Source organism: Psychrobium sp. nBUS_13, assembly GCF_051201665.1.
Taxonomy (GTDB): domain Bacteria; phylum Pseudomonadota; class Gammaproteobacteria; order Enterobacterales; family Psychrobiaceae; genus Psychrobium.
In genome coordinates, this window is the sequence record NZ_CP179210.1 from 3,442,862 (window position 1) to 3,461,949 (window position 19,088).

A 19,088-nucleotide genomic window follows, 5' to 3' on the forward strand; every position below is an offset into this window, starting at 1 on the left:
CGATAGGAACAATCAGTGGGGAAAGTAAAATGGCAGGTTTTAACAAAGTAGTAACCGATTACAGCGAAGTGTTATACGGACTCGACGACGGTATGACTGTTGTCGCAGGTGGCTTTGGCTTATGTGGTATTCCCCAAGGACTGATTGACGAAATTAAGCGTAAAGGTACCCGTGATCTCACGGTAGTTTCAAACAACTGTGGCACCACTGAGCACGGTCTTGGCGTGCTGTTAGTTAATCGCCAAATAAAAAAAATGATCGCTTCTTACGTCGGTGAAAACGCCAATTTTGAAGCGCAGATGATGAGCGGCGAGCTTGAAGTAGAGCTAACGCCGCAAGGCACCTTGGCTGAAAAAATGCGTGCTGGCGGCGCCGGCATTCCAGCATTCTTCACCGCGACAGGCTATGGCACTGCGGTAGCCGATGGTAAAGAAGTTCGTGAATTTAACGGCCGTCAATACATCATGGAACAATCAATTACGGGAGATTTTGCCATCGTAAAAGCATGGAAAGCCGATACTTTTGGCAACCTTGTGTTTCGTAAAACGGCTCGTAACTTCAATCCTTTAGCGGCAATGGCAGGAAAAATTACCGTGGTTGAAGTGGAAGAAATTGTTGCTCCCGGTGAGCTCGATCCCGATGAAATTCATACACCGGGTATCTACGTTAATCGCGTTATTTTAGGCAATAGCGAAAAACTGATTGAACAACGCACCGTTGCGGCGAAATAGGAGAATACAATGGCACTTTCAAGAGAACAATTAGCAATGCGCGTTGCACAAGAATTACAAGATGGTTATTACGTGAACCTTGGCATTGGTATTCCGACATTAGTCGCCAACTATGTTCCAGAGAATATGGACGTAATGTTTCAGTCTGAAAATGGCTTACTAGGCATGGGAGAATTCCCTCAGGAATCACAAGTTGACGCCGATCTAATTAACGCCGGCAAGCAAACCGTCACAACGGTTACTGGCGCGAGTATTTTTGATTCTGCTGAATCATTTGCAATGATCCGCGGCGGCCACGTAGATTTAACGGTTTTGGGTGCATTTGAAGTGGATAATCAAGGCAATATCGCCTCTTATATGATCCCTGGCAAACTCATAAAAGGCATGGGCGGCGCAATGGATTTAGTGGCAGGCGCTGACAATATCATCGTCACCATGACTCACGCGTCAAAAGCGGGGGTTTCAAAACTGCTCAACACCTGTAGTTTGCCACTCACTGGTAAAGGCTGTATCAAAAAGGTATTAACCGATCTCGCTCTTATTGAAATTAAAGACGGTCAATTCCATTTACTTGAACGAGCACCAGGTGTCAGTGTTGAAGAAATTAAAGCCCTCACAGAAGGGGAGCTAATCGCTAACGGCGACATCCCTGAAATGCGACTGTAGCGAACGCTAATAAGACTTTGCCATTAGTATTCTTTACCAATGGCTTATTCAAAGTTAACTCTCAAGCAACTTATCTAATGTACAAGAGTCGATAACGCCGTTTTTGCATATTCTCATGCATCGCGATCACCTAATACTCTCTAAGCCAAAAAAAAGCCAAAAAAAGGGACAGGCAAAAACTTCTCATTGATTGTTGATATTTTAATCGATTCTACTACGCTTTGATAAGTTGAAATAGAGCGTAGTAGGAGTCGACAATGACGAGAGCGAGGCACCAGCTAATTGATTTATCAGCCACTTCTTATTATCACGTAATTAACCGATGTGTTAGGCGCAGTTTCTTGTGTGGTGATGACCCGTATACCAAGCGAAATTACGATCATAGGCGGCAATGGCTTGTTGACCGTATAAAATTACTTTCCTCTATCTTTTCAATTAATATCGCGGCTTATGCGATTATGAGTAATCACTATCACCTAGTGTTGCAAGTCGATAAATTCCATGCGGATATGTTATCAATGGACGAGGTGATTGAGCGCTGGTATTGCTTGTATAACGGACATCCCATTGTTGACGATTATCTTGCTGACCGAGAAATGAGTACTGTTAAGCTTACAAAAGTTGAAGAATATGCCCAGCTTTGGCGTGAACGTTTATATGATATTTCGTGGTTTATGAAATGTCTTAATGAGCATATTTCCCGAGAAGCCAATAAAGAAGATAATTGCACAGGTAAATTATATTCGCTGCCTTCCATGGCGCTCACCCTTCGGGCCAGCTAAAGCTGTTCTATTTTTTTCCCTAAAAATTAGTGGGAAGGGCGATTTAAGTCTCAAGCGTTGCTTGATGAAAAAGCGTTGTTAAGCTGTCTTGCGTATGTGGACTTAAATCCAATCAGAGCAGGCATTGCAAAAAGTGTCGAAGACAGTGATTTCACATCGATTCAAGAGCGAATAAAGCAATATAAATCTCATCAGCGTCAGCAGCATAAAGCCAACGATGGCTGCACTGTTTCATCTCAACCGCCATCTTTACTCCCGTTTTCACCTGTTGCCAACACAAACGCTATTCCACTGAGCTACAGAGACTATTTCGAGTTAGTTGATTGGAGTGGTCGACACATCGCCCCTACAAAGCGTGGGTTTATTGATGAGAGCGCACCTAAGATTCTACAGGTGTTAGAAATCGATACAGATGAGTGGCTTTCGGCTGCCAAGGAGTTCAGACGGCAATACGGCAGTTTTGCTGGCAATGAAGCTCATTTACGAGATTATGCTCACCATCACGGTCGAAGTTGGTGTAAAGGCGTCGGCTAATCCTCAGTATTAACTGTTCTTATTATTTTCCGCCTCAGCAATAGAGCTGACGAATTTACTCGTTCAAATTTCATCATTTCATAGTTCTCATGTCCCCAGTTCATTTTTGTTTACTAAATGAGCCCAATTTTTCATTGGTTTTAGTTAGTGCAATTTAATTTTGAACTGATTGTGATTAAGTTAAATCAATGAGATATTTGCGCCTGTCCTTTATTATCTATTTGCGCCTGTCCTTTATTATCTTGCAAACTTTTTGATTGGTAGGCTTATTCTCATTTTTATATGTATTCAAGTTTCTCTGAACAAATTCGTTTAAGTCTAAGGTACTCTCCGCAATATTATCTATTCGTGAAGCATTTTTTGCTTTAAATATAAATGGTAATGGTTATCGTTTGCATTTCGTGTTATTTTGTTTTGTTTAAATTAGCTCAATTAAAATCAACCAAAACGGAAATAGGTTAGTGATATATAGAACTTTTAAACTAGTTACATTGTATTTTTTTATTCTAATGGTAAATGCAGGTTCTTCAGCATTTGCTGTACCAATTCTTAAAAATCCTTTAATGGAATTTAGAGATGTAATACTCAATCAAGATCAGAAAAGTTCGTTTAATGAAACGATCGATGAATATTCTGGAGCGCTTTATGTCAGCAGCACCGATTTAACTATTCCAGGGAATGGTGGATTAGATATCAATATAGTAAGGCATTATTCAACCCCATGGACTTCTAATAGTAAATGGGATGTGACAATGGGTAGTATAGGCATATCTAACTCTAATCATAAAAGTGCTAAGCCAGTTTTAGGTAGCGATTTAGGCGAATTTTACGAATGTGTTTACCCTGGAAATATAAGTCCATTAATATCAGGGCAAGTCTCACTCGATCATTCTTTTGACTCAACAGGGTGGGTCGATACTTTTCCTACCTACGCTAGCCATGTTGTTGACCAAGCTATTAAAAACCCTAGTAAAAGGTACGTCCATAATCCTTCGTTAACGCTCCCTGGAGGAAGTGTCCAAACAATTGTAAATTCGTTAGAAGATGAACGGGCGTATTATCCATTAAAAACAAACGGAGGATGGCGAGGTGGTTGCCTTATAGATGGATATGTTTTCTATTCGCCAGAAGGGCTTAAATATACATTTGGTGGAACTCAAGTCGAAAAAATAGAAGATAAATTTGGAAATTTTCTTAAGGTTAAATACGATCATAGAGCAGAAATTAAGAACATAACATCAAATGACGGTAGAAATGTCGTTTTCCACTATGGCTCTAGCTCAAATAACAGAGATAAGCTTACATCTATATCTGTAAATGGCGTAAATTTTGTCACCTATTCATACGATAGTAATAGAATGTTAAAAAGTGTACGTCATAAAAACAGAGTCTTATGGAAGTATACATATAAGAAAGTAGAGACTCCTTTTAGGTTAGCATCTATAGAAAATGAAGCTGGTGCTATAGCATCTTATGAATATACACATTGGGGATACATAAGAGATGCTGTTCCAATCCTTGCTGTCTCCGCAAAGACTCTTTCAGGAACAGTTGATAAGAAAAGAACTACATTCGAATATATACCGATTATGTATGAAAAATTAAAATTTCCCGACGATGAAGGCTATATTGAAATAAACTCACCTCCATTGAATGGTGAATTAATTTTTCAAAAAAGAATTGTAAGAGACATAGAGTCATGTGCAGTTAGTTATTATCATTCACCCGAGAATTCTTTTTTTCCTGCTGGAATCGGAAAGCCAACCGTAAAAAAACTTTATTCTAATAGCAGTTGTAGTGGCACACCAATAAAGAGAGAGGTATATGGATGGAATAGTCAAAAATCTAGTTCTCAAAAGATATCAATTTTAAAGGAGCCTGAAGCTCAAAAGTATGTGAGCGGCGAATATGCATTGCCATTGCTTGAATCTAGATCAACTTTCATTGGTGGCGTTGAGTTTAAAACTCTTTATGAAGGTTTTACCCGGTTTGGAATGCCGTTAAAGCAAATTGAATCTTCAATTGATGTAAGTAGTAAACAAGAACTACACAAACGAATTCACGTTACTAGATATAATGAATTGCTTACGACAGATTTAAAATTTGGCTTGGAGCTGCTCGTAAGTAAGGCGCTTTATGATAAGTCGGAAAAAGACAAACTCAACGAAACTGTTTTTAAATATGATAACCAATTTAATTTAACGACCAAGATACAAGATGGGGTTAATACACATTTTAGATATCACTCAGATGGGAATTTGAAATCTGTTGTAAATGCCTTAAATCAAAAAACTCTATTCGAAGATTACTATAGAGGTATAGCGAGAAAAAAAACCACAACGAATAGATATAGTAACACTACAATGCAGAGTTTAAAGGAAGTTGACTATTTTGGAAACTTGAAAAGTTCAACAGACTGGAATGGTACGAAAACTAGTTACCAATATGATAGCTATAATCGTTTAATATCAATCGATTTAGAGAACGATGCGGTTTACGGTGATTGGTATGATGTTCTTTTTACATATAATAATGCTAATTATCACACAACTGAAATATGTTCTTTAGATAGTTCAAAAACTGCATGTGAGAGTGACGTGGCTTTTTCGCTGATTGAGCAGTATGACGGCATGGGGCGATTGATTTCTATTCAGCACTCTGATCTGCAATATCCAGAAATGGAAAATAGTACCCGATATCAATCCTTTTCTTATGACAAACATAATAGAAAATCTTTTGAGTCATTCATTAGTAACTCAAAAACGGAAAGTAAAGGTATAAAGTATCAATATGACGTATTAGACAGAGTAGTGAGCAAATCAATTTCTGGATTGGGTATAACTAGTTATGACTATGCATCGGGAAATAAAATTAAGACAACAGACGCTAAAGGGTATGAAACAACAACAACATACCAATTATATGGAAAATTGAATTATGAACTAGCAAAAAGAATTGAATCACCAGAGAATGTTATAACTGACATTCTTATGAGAGATAATGGCTTAATCGATGTCATATCTCAAAGCGGACTAGATGGCAATCAAAATAATATAAGTACAACTGAAATTCGAAAATATAATTCCAATAACCAGCTTTGTTTGGTTTCTCGTCCTGATGTGGGGACTACTCTATATGGTAAAAATGAACTAGGGCAAATTACTTGGAAGAAGCAAGGGGCTATAGTCTCGTCAACTAGTTGCTCTAAAATAAAGCCTTCAAAATCTAATACATATGTATATGACAATATTGGTGATTTATGGAAGGTGAATTATTCGGATAATACGGGTAATCGTTTATACATCAGAGATAATAATGGTAATTTAACAAGACTTGTAAGTGGCAATATTGTTAATGAATATAGGTATAATAATCAAAATAAAATTCAGTCAGAAAGCCTCCAAATAAATAACCATAACAAACTCGAGTTTAAATATAAATATTTGAAAAACCAAGAGTTAGCTTCAGTAATTTACCCAAATAAATTAAAGGTTGAGCAATTGTCTAATGGTTTTGGTGAGGTAATAAAGGTTCACTCGGTTAGCAACGGAAGAGTTAATGAGTATTCTAAAAATGCGGTGTATTACCCAAATGGTGCGTTAAGATCTTTTACATATGGTAATGGAATATCATTGTTTCAAGATCTCTATGATGATTCCCAGCTAGTTAAGCAGATAGAGCACAAAAGCGTGGGAAACTCATTAGTAGACCTGAATTACTCATACGATCTATCTACCAATGTAACTAGCATTGTAGATAAAGTGAATTCAAATTTTAGTGTATACGACTTAGGATACGATGGGTTAAATAGATTGACGTCTACTGTAGGAGGAAAATCCGTTGGTTCTTCTTCTATTTCGTATGACGGTCTTGGAAATATTTATCGGAAAAAATCAGTTTCTCATGATTTAAAATATCACTATGACTACTCGCTTAATCGTTTGAAGAGTGTGTCTGGTATTTCTGGAAAATATAATGTTATAAAGTATGACACTAAAGGCAATATTACTGACAACGGCGCTTTTTCATTGTCATTTGATGATTCTAATCAATTAAAAATAGCTAACGGCCAGGTTTATTCTTATGACGGAAATGGGAAGCGTGTATATCAATCAACGGGGAGCGGTATTTATTCTTTCTATTCATTTAACGGTAACTTAATGTATAGGGAAGAAGGGGAATTAAATTCGGGGAATGGTATTAATTATATTTATATGGGAAGCAAGCTAATAGCAAAACATACTGAAAAGAATACTCCTAAACCCAAACCAATTTACACTCCTCGCATTGAGCTAGATATTTATAAAGTATTGCTTATTGAAGGGTGTCCGCTTTGGGGATGCCAGGATTTTTTTACTGGAGAAGAGTACCCACCATTAGATGGAGACGATGAACTTGGTTTGCCTTTATATCCTTCAGGCTTTTTCTTTAGGATCTCATGGAAGAGTCAATACGCTGATTCTTGTCAGGGAAAAATACAAAATATGTCATCACGATTTAATTACAGTCCAATAAACTTTCAAGGCCTAAACAGTGCGGAATCGATATTTTTACACAATAGAGATGATTATTATTTCCAATTAACCTGTTCGAATACCAGTAGGCAAACCGTTAAAAAAATCACGATTGATGATAGAGAAGGATATGAAGAGTTATGGCCTTAAGAAACGTAGTGTATTTATGTAAATTAATCATACTTTGCTTTGCTGTTTATAGTGCGAATATTCGCGCTGATATAATCTATTTACATGCGGACCTTCAAGGTTCAATTGTTGCAGAATCGAATGAGGCAGGAAAACTAAATAATAGCAGACACTATTCTGCTTATGGTGAGCAATTAAAGTCAAATAAGAGTGGAGTTGGCTATACAGGGCATGTGTACGATAATGATTTAGAACTTATTTATATGCAGGCACGATACTATGATCCAGTGATCGGGCGTTTTTATTCGAATGATCCTGTTGGGTTTACGGGTGAAGTTGATACCTTTAATCGATATTCTTATGTTGCCAATAACCCTTACAAATACGTTGATCCTGATGGTCAAGCTAAAATATATGTAGAGACACAGGGGACAGGCCACGTTGGGATCACAACTAATTATAAAGGCAATGAAGTGAACTACGATTTTGGTAGATACAAAGGCCGTTACTCTAATAGCATCTACAGTGGTCCCGGTATATTAAAGAGAACAGGTGGAACGCCTAGTTCGGCAAGTTATTCTGGCTATAAGGTTTTTGATTTGGGCGTCAGTCAGGCACTAGATAATGAAATAGCCAAAGGGTTTAGAGCGGCATTTGATGCAGGTAGTGCGTCACTTCCAAAAGATGTGATGAATAGTTTAGCGAGTCCTTCTGAACTTTCCTCTACACAAAGGTATTCAGGTAGTGATTGGGGATTAACAGGGCCAAATTGTGTTTCACATACTTTTGAAACGTTGAAATCTACGCTACAAGGGGTAAGGAATCCTGAAGCTGGTTTTTCAAAAGCGTTACAATCTGAAGCCACTAATCTCTATAATAAAATAGATACCTTCATTTTCACGCCAGCAGGTGCAAAGGGTGCATTAAATGAAAACTTCTAGTATGAAAAGGCTTTTCAAGTTGATTATCAGTCTCTTGGCTCTATCAACAGTAATTATCATATTCATATATATGAACATTACGTTTAGCTACCCGCTTAATAGCGTGCGATTAAAAGTGATAGAGTTCAAAGAATTGAATGGAAAGTACCCTAATTCACTTGATGAGCTTAAAAATTCTCCAAAAGTTAAATTTATGTCGGTTTTGGAGTATCAAAATAAGGGAGATGACTTCCTACTTTACTTTTGTCCGACAAAGTTAGGGCCTTGTGAAGTATCTAATAAGTCAAAAGAACCTTTTTTTGACGAGATATAATTTGTAAAACTTTTGAATCCAAAGCCTCGCCCTGTGCATACCAGAAGGTTTGCACTCACGGGGCTTTTTGTTTTCAGGCATAAAGGGGCTTTATTTTTGGCTGCTTTTGAAGCCAAAGGGATTGTATACATTGTGTTAAATCAAGTTGTTATTTATTTGTCGCTTACATATTTTAACTAAAATTATTAATGTGTTAGTGTTAAACCTTAAGGGATTACTCTGCTCGATGGATTGGTATTTTTCTAGATTTGCAATAAACCAGTAATTACCTTCTTACTTAACTGTATTTACATACAGTTATTTTTGGCGTATTGTTTATATAACAGATTTGTATTCAAATCGAGCATAAATGATATAAAGATTATAGGAGCATTTATGCTTAGTTGTGTTGAGTGTGATTTTTCATATGAGGAATCTTTAGATGAGTGTCCTCGTTGTATTGAGTTGGAAAATATAGAACGGCCAGAATTAATAGCTGTAGCGGCTATGACTGCGCAGTTTATTACTCAGGCGGGAAGCTCTAAATTGGAATCTAAAATAGGTGCTCTTTGGCCTGAAAACGATGACATATGCTTTAAATTGATTACTGAAGTTGAAAGAAAGTTTAAAGGAAAAAATATAAAGGAAAAAATATATTAGGGTCAGGTTAAAATAAAACTACACTTCATCTTTCTTCCAACCTAACGGTCGACCTCTTTTCTTTGGTTGCATTCTGCGACCCGTTAACAATTCTATTTCGCGCTTAAATTGTTCACTGCCAATTGCCATCCCTCGATTAACGCTATCTCTAATATTAGTGATGAGCTTATTATCAACATGATGTTTAAAAAGATCACGATACGCGCATTGCCTATCGTCCTCATCCTTTCCTAAACTAATATAAAGTGAATGCGGTGTACATAATGATGATTCTTTACCCAGCCCATTAATTTGGTAGCTCGACCACGCGTAATCAGCTGGATCCTCAACCATTTTCGCTCTAACTGGATTGTGTTCAATGTATCGATACAACTGTAAGAGGTACTCTTCTTCTTGCACTAAACAAGATTTATAGCGCCCTTCCCATAACGTTCCCGTTCGTTTATAGCTATGATTAAAGTATCTAACATACTGGCGACCAAGGCCTTGCATCATTTGACTAATAGCATTGTGATTAAGCGGAGTACATAACAAATGAACATGATTAGTCATAAAGACCCATGCATGAATCGCTACCTCAAATTTACTTGAATAGTCCTTCAACCATCCTGCGTAAGCTGCAAAATCCTGCTCGCTAGCAAAGCACACTTGGTGATTATTTCCTCGTTGAATTATGTGCTGGGGCACACCGATTGGGCTAACTCGTGGTAATCTGGCCAATTAAATAACTCCTCATAACAAATGACTACTCATGAAAGCATAGACGAGTTATTTAAATTTAACCTGACCCTTTTATTGCTTTTATTGCGATATCGTTAACCGTTGCTGCACTATTACAAGAACGCGCGTTAGCGGTCATGGCGGTAGACTCACTAGCCTTTAATGTCATATATCCTGCAACGCCAAGAGAAGCAATAATCGAAATGACCGCGCCTTTTAAGAACGACTTTGAAGGAACAATCGACGGATTGAGTGCTGGATATTTCAGTGAAAATACGCCAATTGCAGCACGAACGCAGATTACAAAAGACATGTATAACGGCGATGCCAATATTGGTATTCGCGTATTAGAAAGTTACTTAGCGTGGGATAGAGATAAATATTTAAAAGAATATCAAGGGCCGATATTTTCAGTGATTGCTCAAGTGCATGAGCCTATTCTTGACCATCTAATTACAGATCGTATTGTGGTCAATGTGATCAGTGAGACAGGTCACTACATCATGATTGATCAAGCCAAGGCACTACAACATCACCTTGATAGCATTATTGCCAACTAATCTCTCTTTAAGGGGACACTAAGTCCCCTTCTTTTTGCCTAAATATTAAGTTAGAAAAAGCCCATTGGGTTAATGTCATGACTCACCAGCATGTTCTTGGTTTGCTGATAATGATCTAACATCATTTTGTGATTTTCACGGCCAATGCCTGACTGTTTATAACCACCAAATGCGGCATGTGCTGGATATAGGTGATAACAATTAGTCCACACACGTCCTGCTTGAATTCCGCGCCCCATGCGATAAGCACGGTTCATGTCACGTGTCCATAGTCCAGCACCAAGACCAAACTGCGTATCGTTAGCAATTGCTAGCGCTTCAGCTTCATCTTTGAACGTCGTAATACTAATAACGGGACCAAAAATTTCTTCTTGGAATACACGCATATCATTAGTGCCTTTAAGTAGCGTTGGTTTGATGTAATAACCGTCATTTAAGCCATCCACTTTCTCATAGTCACCACCAGCAAGAACAGTAGCGCCTTCATCACGGCCAATATTAATGTAGGTCATGATGCGATCAAATTGCTGTTTTGACACCTGCGCGCCCACTTGGCTGCCCATGTCTAATGGATTACCTTGAGTAATGTTTTTAGTACGCTCGATTAAACGCTCAATAAATTCGTCAGCAATCGATTCTTGTACCAATAATCGCGATGGACAAGTACAAACCTCACCTTGATTAAAGAATGCTAACGTTGCACCTTCTAAACATTTATCAATGTATTCATCTTCAAACTGCAACACATCTTCAAAGAAAATATTTGGCGATTTACCACCTAACTCAACGGTTGATGGAATTAAGTTATCGGCAGCACATTTCAGAATATGCTTACCGACAGGGCTCGAACCAGTAAAGGCAACTTTGGCAATACGCGGTGACGTTGCTAAGGCTTCACCTGCTTCTGCGCCAAAACCGTTAATGATGTTTAAGACACCCGGCGGTAACAAATCACCAATAAGCTCCATTAAAAACGCAATAGATAATGGCGTCTGTTCGGCAGGTTTAAGAATAATACAATTACCTGTTGCTAACGCTGGTGGAATCTTCCATGCCGCCATTAATAACGGGAAATTCCATGGAATAATCTGTCCGACAACGCCAATAGGCTCGTGAAAATGATAAGCCACGGTGTTGTTATCTATTTCACCAATCGATCCCTCTTGAGCGCGAATACAACCAGCGAAATATCTAAAATGATCAACGGCCAATGGCACATCGGCTCCCATGGTTTCACGAATACACTTACCGTTATCCCACGTTTCAACCAATGCCAGAAGTTCTAAATTTTCTTCAATACGGTCAGCAATTTTTAAAAGTATATTCGAGCGTTCAGTCACCGACATTTTTGTCCACGTATCTTTTGCACCATGTGCTGCATCTAACGCTAAATTAATATCGTCTTCATCAGATCTAGCCACTTCACAAACCGCTTCTCCAGTCACTGGCGTGGTATTTGTAAAGTACTTGCCGTTAACAGGTGCTACCCATTGGCCATTAATATAGTTATCGTATTTTGACTTGAACGATACACATGACTCACTTGTCCCTGGATTTGGATAAATCATAAACACCTCTCGTTATTTTTATTTGTTAATGTATATTGATTAAACGTTCGTTATTTATCCTATTGTCAAAATACTAAGTTGCATGACTGACAATTCACATTAATTGACTGAGAGTCCATTAACTGGAAATTATAGAAATATGATCAAGGAAAGCATTCACCAACAACGCCGAACACCACAGGTTTTAGTGGAAAACAAATTATCTTTTGCCGGCGATAATGCACAGTTGAGTATTTACGACACGTTCGAGCAAGCAAAAGCCATTGACCTTGTGTCTGATCAATTGATGTTTTGCGGGATGGTGAGCGGTAAAAAAGTTATGCACAGTAATCATGGCGCTTATAATTGTGACTTTTTTCCTCATGAATCCTTTGTGATGGCGCCGAATCAATCAGTAGCGATTGACTTCCCGACAGCGACGCTCAATCAACCGACAACCTGTCTTGCTATAGAAATGAGCGATAATCGAATTAAGCAGGTTTGCGACGGGCTCAACGTCAACGCACCTTTAGATAATTATCATCAAGAATGGCACTATCAAGAATCTTTGGTTCACACTCATCACAATGCCCAAACTCAAGCCTTATTAGATCGCATGGTGACAATTTTCACCGAAAATCATCAAGACCGAGACTTCATGATCGATTTGGCTGTTCGGGAATTAATCGCACGATTGTTACGCCATCAAACTCGTGACTTCATCATCAGCCACAGCTTGTCACAACCAGATCATAACGGCCTCAATGCCGCTATCGACTATCTAGTATCGAATATTAAAGAAGAAATGAATATTGATGAGTTATGTAAAAAAGCCTGCATGAGCCGCACTAAATTTTATACGGAATTTAAACGACACCTAGGCAGCTCTCCCGCCGAATTTCTATTTCAAGCACGCCTAAAATATGCAGCCCAACTATTAAAGAATAATAACTCAGTAACACAAGCTTGTTATAATTGTGGATTCAAAGATACCAGTCATTTTAGCCGCAGTTTTAAGCGTTTTTACGGTTTATCTCCTCAACAATTTAAAATAAGAAGTCAATAAGACATGAGGTTTCACTTCCCCGCGACAATCCAGCACTAAAGAACCAAAACAGCCAGCGAAGAACAACTAAATAGCTATTTAACAATAACTTACGCTTTATTTGTTGGATATTTAGTCGGTTCAATTTAAGCTACGTGGCTATATTTAATATCTACATATTATCTTTTACACGGAGTAACCAATGAATCGTTCACAGCGTGCAATTTCTGCTATTCAGCGTTTTCTATTATTAATGTGCGTACTCACAATTAGTGCGTGTAACGAGGGACCAAAGGTTTCTCAACCAACATCAGCACATGAAACTCCTGATCTTACTGCCAATGCTCTGGGAGTATTCAAAGTAGAAAATGAAGACAATCAACCTGTAAGCGATGCGTTATTTGTTTTAAAGGTGGCTCAAGATCCTAGTATTACGTTGGGAAAAAGTGACAGTCATGGAAATTTTTCTTCGCGAGTTTTTCCTAGAGGAAAACAAGCCACATTAACGATTACGAAAGACGGTCATGTCGCATATGAGATTCTCTACGACGCCATTCCAGATCTCAATGAACTCACATTACAAACCGTTAAATTAATTTCTGATAATCCTATTTCTGCAGTTTCTTCAGGCTTATTTTTAATAAAAGATCAACAAGGTAACGATATTGGTGGCGCGGCGATTAATATGATCGTTGGAGCACAACCTCTTGTCGTGTTAGGTAATAGCGATGAAAATGGGTTACTAAAGTTTGATGAATTCCCCAATGGCACTGCAGTAAAAATTTCAGTGTCTAAATCTGGTTATCTCGACAACACACTTGAATTCACTGTTCCAGAAATGTCACAAGTCATCGCCACAAAAACAATAATATTAACTCTCGATGTTCCAGCGACAACAACATCAAGTGCTTCATTTTTTATTCAAGATCCACAAGCAATTGCGGTCACTAGCGCCAGGTTAACTTTACATGTTGACGGTGAAGAGCCACTGCTACTCGGTACAACTAACGCGCAAGGATTCCTATCTTCTAATGAGTTTCCAAATGGTACAGATGTTTCTATCGCAGTAAGTAAGTCAGGCTATGCAAACCAAATTATTCAATTCTCGGTGCCCAGCGACAGTGAACAACTCAATCCTCAAACTGTTACCTTGCTAAAACGCGGTGCAGCGAAAACCTTTGATGGTTCAGTTGATAGCCAAGTGACGGGTGATGATGGCGCTTTTGTTGCTGTAAAAGCCAATGCTTTTGAAAATGCACAAGGAGAGACAATAACTAGTGATATAAAACTACATATCACACCGGTTGACGTTTCCAATGAGTCTGCAGAGCAAGGCGCTTTCCCTGGTTCTTTTTCTGGTGTTACAGAAGATGATGAAACAGTAAATATTGTTACTTACGGCACGACAGAGTTCGTTTTTACCGACGATGATGGTAATGAATTACAGCTCAAAGATGGTGAGACTGCCGATATACTCTTGCCAATTTACCTTACAAAACACCTTGATGGCACATTGATCAAAGCGGGGGATAAAATTCCGTTATGGCACCTTGACGAAACAACAGGGATCTGGATTCAAGAAGGTGAAGGTGACGTTGTTGCGTCTAACACGTCTCCATCGGGTTGGGCGTTATCAGGTAAAGTAAGTCATTTTACGTGGTGGAATGTTGATGTCGCGCCACCCGAACAAGATGAGGGGTTAACCTTCGATTTAAATCTTGATACAAACCTAGATAATGACTATCGAGTTACTTATCGCGTTGCGCCACTCAACGGACGTGCATCCACGGCAGAAGATAGTTTTATTGTTACCAATGACGAGGCTAACGCTGGAACTATTTCTAAATCCTATCCTGTGTATATGAATATTCAATTGGTCGTTGATATTTATATAGACCGACTACAGGAAGATAGCGAGTCATACATTCCAGTGTATCGAGATACTCGCTCTATTCGAGTACCACGAAATATCCCTAAGACAATTACCATTGACGTAACAGATCAAGCGACGACAGCGGCTGTTAACTTAATCGATGATGATGCGAGAGAGTCAATTCCAAGCGTTGACGGTTCTATTAAAATGTTTGCTGGTAAATTTAACAAGGTTAAGTTTTTGAGCACCAAGAATTTCGTTGTTTGTCCATCATGTAGTACACAAAACGATATCAAAATAACGGTATTGAACAGTGATATTAGTGAAGAGCAATGGCAGAATCTTAAATTAAAATTTGATTACGAACAGCGTCACTTCTCGATATTAGGCGAACTTGCATACCGTGAACACCCCTATTCAATGACACTTTTTGTAAGTGATGGATTTAACAATGAAGTAACCACACAGCCCATCACCATAAAAGTGATTGATACACCTACACTCACGCTGTCTAGCGATACTATTGCCTTAAAAGTAGGTGATGAGCTTTCTTGGCAAGACATCGTCATCAATCAGGGACGCGCACCATTTAAGCTCTTCATTGATGCTATTTCTGATACTGAACAGTTAAGTTCGGCAATCGACAACATTGTGTTTAGCGAACAAGGTTTACTCGTTGGAAACGCAAGTGCACCCTTATCAGATTTAACAATGACCTTTTACGTCATTGACGCCAATGGTTTTAAAAGTCCAAGTTCACAACCATTAACCATTAATATTGAAGCGGTGGGCGTGGCACCAAGTTTTGAAAATGAATCAGCGGCAGTACCTCTTAAACTTGCACAACAGTGGCAATCAAGCAGTGTGTTAAGTGGCAGCGCCGTAACGAGTTATAACATTGAAGGTTCGCTTCCGCGTGGCTTGACGCTAAATAGTCAAAGCGGTGTTATCTCAGGAATCATTGATGTTGTCGGTCAATTTGAATTTAAACTTATTGCAAATAATGATTTTGGCCAAGCAAGTAAAACGTACAGTTTAGATGTTGCGATCCCAACATTTACGCAAGGAAGTGCATGGCAATTTTCCCTTAACGATTACACTCAGGGCGCACAGCAACCGTGGGATTTAGCGGGAGCACTACCGACTGGCATTACTTTTGACGTTAATACTGGGGAGTTTTCTGGCACCAGTTTCGATGTGGGGAGCCATACACTCACCGTCACTCAACCGACAGGTCTAACGGTTACACTAACTCTGGTAATTCAATCAGCCGATAACCAAGCCCCCATAGTTTCATCATTAGCTCCGACCAGTATCACTCATGGAGAGACGACACCTCTCATTATTGAAGCAGCGGATCCAGAAGGTGGCGATTTGACCTATGCCGTTACACTGGAGTCTCCTATTGATGGGATCTCAATAGTTAATGGCAACACGACAACGCCAAGCATTGAAGTCGCCTTAAGTGTTGTTGCTCAAACAGCAGTTGCTGTAAATGTAAAAGCAACAGATAGATTTGGAATAGATACAAATCGAGTCTTCACGTTAAACACCGCACAGCAGCCCGTAAACACTGGTTATCAGGCCGCACACCTGCCAACACTTGAGCCATTTAGAATAAAACAACTCGCCGATACCTGTTATCTAGTTGGCGGTCGAGATAACGACTTATTTAAGCTCGATGTAGCCACTAAATGGCAACGTGTTGCACATGTCGGTTCAGAAGAAATCAATCAATTTAGCATTACAGATATCGCAGAAACATCATCTGGCGATCTTTTATGGGCAGGTGAAAACCGCCTCAATAATGCTGGCGCTGGGCTAGGAAAAGTCAGTGATGATGGTAGTTTGACTCACTTTGCTAATTTACCTGTCATCGATAACACAAAACATGCGTCTTTCTCGACTTTGGTTACTAATGGCAGCACTGTCATTGCCGCAGGCCACAACCAAATTCTTTATAGTGCGAACGATGGCGATACTTGGCTGCGAAGTGATATGACAGCTGGAGATAACGCACTCATTGGCAGTGAACATCAGAGTTTTACAATATTTGATGGGCTGTTCGCTGACGACAATTTTATTTTGGTTGGTGAAGTATCAGATGTTTCTAATGAACTTAATCGTCTAGCGGGCTATCTCATCATTAGTAGTAATGACGGCGGGGCTACTTGGAAACGATTGATAACTGATGTCGAAACCATCACTGATGACAGTGATCGCTTTAGTGAAGAATCTTTAAATGCACCGCCGAAATTTTCTGCGCAGCGAGTTGGCCAAGTATATAAACGCTCAATAGTTCATAACGGACGTTTAAATGCCGTTGAGTTTGATAGTGTATCTGGACAATACATTGCGGTTGGTTCGGCGCAGTTTCAAGGTTATATCGATGGCACTGTAATGCCTATTCAAAATGCCGTGTATGTAAGTGATGATGGTGTGGCGTGGACTAAAGCCGAACTGCAAAGAAGGCAACCAAAAGATGACGAATTACACTTTGATTATCTCACCCGTGCAGGCTTATCAAGCGTTGTACGCCATCCAACTTTAGGATGGTTAGCCACTGATAATACTGTTGAAAATGGCGCGGGTCTCATATCAAGCGCAGACGGTAGTTCTTGGGCAACACAGCAAGCCAATCTACCACTTAACACTATTGGCCGCTGTGATACATCATTGTCTAATCGTTGGATTGCTGCCGGTGCTAACGGTAATGAATTATTAATTACAAGTGACGATATTACGGTCACTAATAATCAGTCTGGTCTTGTTATTCAAAGTACGTTTATCACAAATAACAACACCACATTTATTGCTTTCGGCGTTGAAACCCCAGCCCTACAGTCAGTTGTTTTACGTTCAATTGATAGTGGAAAAAGCTGGACTAGGCATCCTTTGCAAATTACCAACATGCAACCAGAAGATAGAATTGTGCCAAGAAATGTTGTGAAAATTAATGATAATAGTTGGCTCGCGATTGGACAGGACTATTTTCACTCAACGGATACTATTAATTGGACAAAAGTAACCGCCCCGAACAAAATCAATGATGACTTTGCAAATCTTCATCAAAGTTTTGCTAGTAACAACAAAGTTCATTTAATCCAAAAGTCACCGGTTGCAAATGAAGGCAATCAATATTTCTATCGCAGCAGTAACAACGGTTCAATTTGGTCTGCACCTCAACAAATTGATCTAGGCGAATTTTCAAGTTCTGATGTTTTTAATTTTAGTGACAATAGTTTGCAGCCGTGGCGAGTTGTGCGGGCTGAAAAAGCAGACAGTATTAGTCATTATACTGCTAATGCAGTTGATAATTGGCAGTTGACCAGTGAATTTGTGTGTAGCAACAGTGCTGAATGTGACAACGCAATATCTCAAGTAAGAGCAGTTTCGTTATCGACATCAGAGTTATTGAGCATGCAATATACGAAAACGATAGATGAGCCGTCAGACAACAACTGTTTTAGTAGCTCATTAAAGTTCTGGCAAAAACAACCAGATGATACTTGGCTATCTACGATTACAGATCTAGCAATGATCACACGCAACCAAGGGTGTAACGATGAATTACCAAGCCAATTATCTCTTGTACATCATGATAATGGCAATTTGCTCGAGCTAAAAACAGAGCAAGGAAAGAACAGCTACTTTAGCAATAATAAAACTCAATGGCACAGTTATTCTTTTTCTTCCTTCCATTTACAACACGTGACTTACTCGGCCACGGCTATTGTGGGTGTGGTAGATACAGCAGATAGTGACCAGTATTTATTCAAGCATTCAGCTATTTTGAATGATATTCCTCATCATCAAATAGTTGTTACTGAGCCTAAATAAAATGATCTGTTACACCACTTCCCAGTGGTGTAACTTTCATCTTCAACCACGTTCTAAACCATTCAATCTATTCTCATTACTTTTTATTGATTGTCTTTAGACTCATTCCTTCAAATTTCCTGAATGAACCATTGTTGTTTCACGCTTACCATTGCTATGATGCTTGCAGTTTCATGAAGTATTATATTCTTTCGATTAATTAAAATGTCCGCCTTAAAGCGACTTAGGCGAGTTAGTCAAAGAAAAATAACAAT

The 19,088-nt window shown here is 38.9% G+C and carries 12 protein-coding genes and 1 pseudogene; 10 read left to right on the forward strand and 3 right to left on the reverse strand.

Annotation, left to right across the window (positions count from 1 at the left end):
* Nucleotides 1-29: 29 nt before the first annotated feature.
* The 7 genes and pseudogenes from ACMAZF_RS16030 (at nucleotide 30) to ACMAZF_RS16060 (ending at nucleotide 9,249) form a co-directional block, all read left to right on the forward strand.
* Entirely contained in the window at nucleotides 30-731 is a 702-nt protein-coding gene (locus tag ACMAZF_RS16030) for a CoA transferase subunit A (protein WP_435274751.1), read from the forward strand.
* Nucleotides 732-740: 9 nt separating this feature from the next.
* Nucleotides 741-1,397 (forward strand): 3-oxoacid CoA-transferase subunit B, encoded by a 657-nt coding sequence (locus ACMAZF_RS16035; protein ID WP_435274752.1) that lies wholly within the window; start codon nucleotides 741-743, stop codon nucleotides 1,395-1,397.
* Nucleotides 1,398-1,654: 257 nt separating this feature from the next.
* Nucleotides 1,655-2,713, forward strand: a pseudogene (locus ACMAZF_RS16040) (alpha-amylase family glycosyl hydrolase).
* A gap of 461 nt (nucleotides 2,714-3,174) precedes the next feature.
* Nucleotides 3,175-7,377 (forward strand): hypothetical protein, encoded by a 4,203-nt coding sequence (locus ACMAZF_RS16045; protein WP_435274753.1) that lies wholly within the window; start codon nucleotides 3,175-3,177, stop codon nucleotides 7,375-7,377.
* Complete coding sequence (locus ACMAZF_RS16050) at nucleotides 7,368-8,297, forward strand: RHS repeat-associated core domain-containing protein (RefSeq protein WP_435274754.1); 930 nt, start codon at nucleotides 7,368-7,370, stop codon at nucleotides 8,295-8,297. The genes ACMAZF_RS16045 and ACMAZF_RS16050 overlap by 10 nt, the downstream gene beginning before the upstream one ends.
* Nucleotides 8,284-8,610 (forward strand): hypothetical protein, encoded by a 327-nt coding sequence (locus tag ACMAZF_RS16055; RefSeq protein ID WP_435274755.1) that lies wholly within the window; start codon nucleotides 8,284-8,286, stop codon nucleotides 8,608-8,610. The genes ACMAZF_RS16050 and ACMAZF_RS16055 overlap by 14 nt, the downstream gene beginning before the upstream one ends.
* A gap of 375 nt (nucleotides 8,611-8,985) precedes the next feature.
* Entirely contained in the window at nucleotides 8,986-9,249 is a 264-nt protein-coding gene (locus ACMAZF_RS16060) for a hypothetical protein (protein WP_435274756.1), read from the forward strand.
* Nucleotides 9,250-9,267: 18 nt separating this feature from the next.
* Here the strand turns inward: ACMAZF_RS16060 and ACMAZF_RS16065 are convergent, their stop codons facing one another.
* Together ACMAZF_RS16065 and ACMAZF_RS16070 are read right to left on the reverse strand one after the other, a co-directional pair.
* Nucleotides 9,268-9,969, reverse strand: coding sequence for a transposase (locus tag ACMAZF_RS16065; protein WP_435274757.1), 702 nt, complete (start codon nucleotides 9,967-9,969; stop codon nucleotides 9,268-9,270).
* A 58-nt stretch (nucleotides 9,970-10,027) separates the two neighbouring features.
* A complete protein-coding gene (locus ACMAZF_RS16070; protein ID WP_435274758.1) occupies nucleotides 10,028-10,282 on the reverse strand; it encodes a hypothetical protein in 255 nt (84 codons plus the stop codon).
* Between ACMAZF_RS16070 and ACMAZF_RS16075 the strand changes: the two genes are divergently transcribed.
* Nucleotides 10,281-10,529: a hypothetical protein gene (locus ACMAZF_RS16075; RefSeq protein WP_435274759.1), complete on the forward strand. Its 249-nt coding sequence runs from the start codon at nucleotides 10,281-10,283 to the stop codon at nucleotides 10,527-10,529. The genes ACMAZF_RS16070 and ACMAZF_RS16075 overlap by 2 nt on opposite strands.
* Nucleotides 10,530-10,579: 50 nt before the next feature.
* Here ACMAZF_RS16075 and exaC read toward each other — a convergent pair whose 3' ends face one another.
* Nucleotides 10,580-12,097: an acetaldehyde dehydrogenase ExaC gene (gene exaC / locus ACMAZF_RS16080; RefSeq protein WP_435274760.1), complete on the reverse strand. Its 1,518-nt coding sequence runs from the start codon at nucleotides 12,095-12,097 to the stop codon at nucleotides 10,580-10,582.
* A gap of 139 nt (nucleotides 12,098-12,236) precedes the next feature.
* On the opposite strand from exaC, the gene ACMAZF_RS16085 reads away from it, so the two are divergent.
* Together ACMAZF_RS16085 and ACMAZF_RS16090 are read left to right on the forward strand one after the other, a co-directional pair.
* Complete coding sequence (locus ACMAZF_RS16085; RefSeq protein WP_435274761.1) at nucleotides 12,237-13,142, forward strand: helix-turn-helix domain-containing protein; 906 nt, start codon at nucleotides 12,237-12,239, stop codon at nucleotides 13,140-13,142.
* Between the two features lie 181 nt (nucleotides 13,143-13,323).
* Nucleotides 13,324-18,834, forward strand: coding sequence for a putative Ig domain-containing protein (locus ACMAZF_RS16090; RefSeq protein WP_435274762.1), 5,511 nt, complete (start codon nucleotides 13,324-13,326; stop codon nucleotides 18,832-18,834).
* The last annotated feature ends 254 nt before the right edge of the window (nucleotides 18,835-19,088 follow it).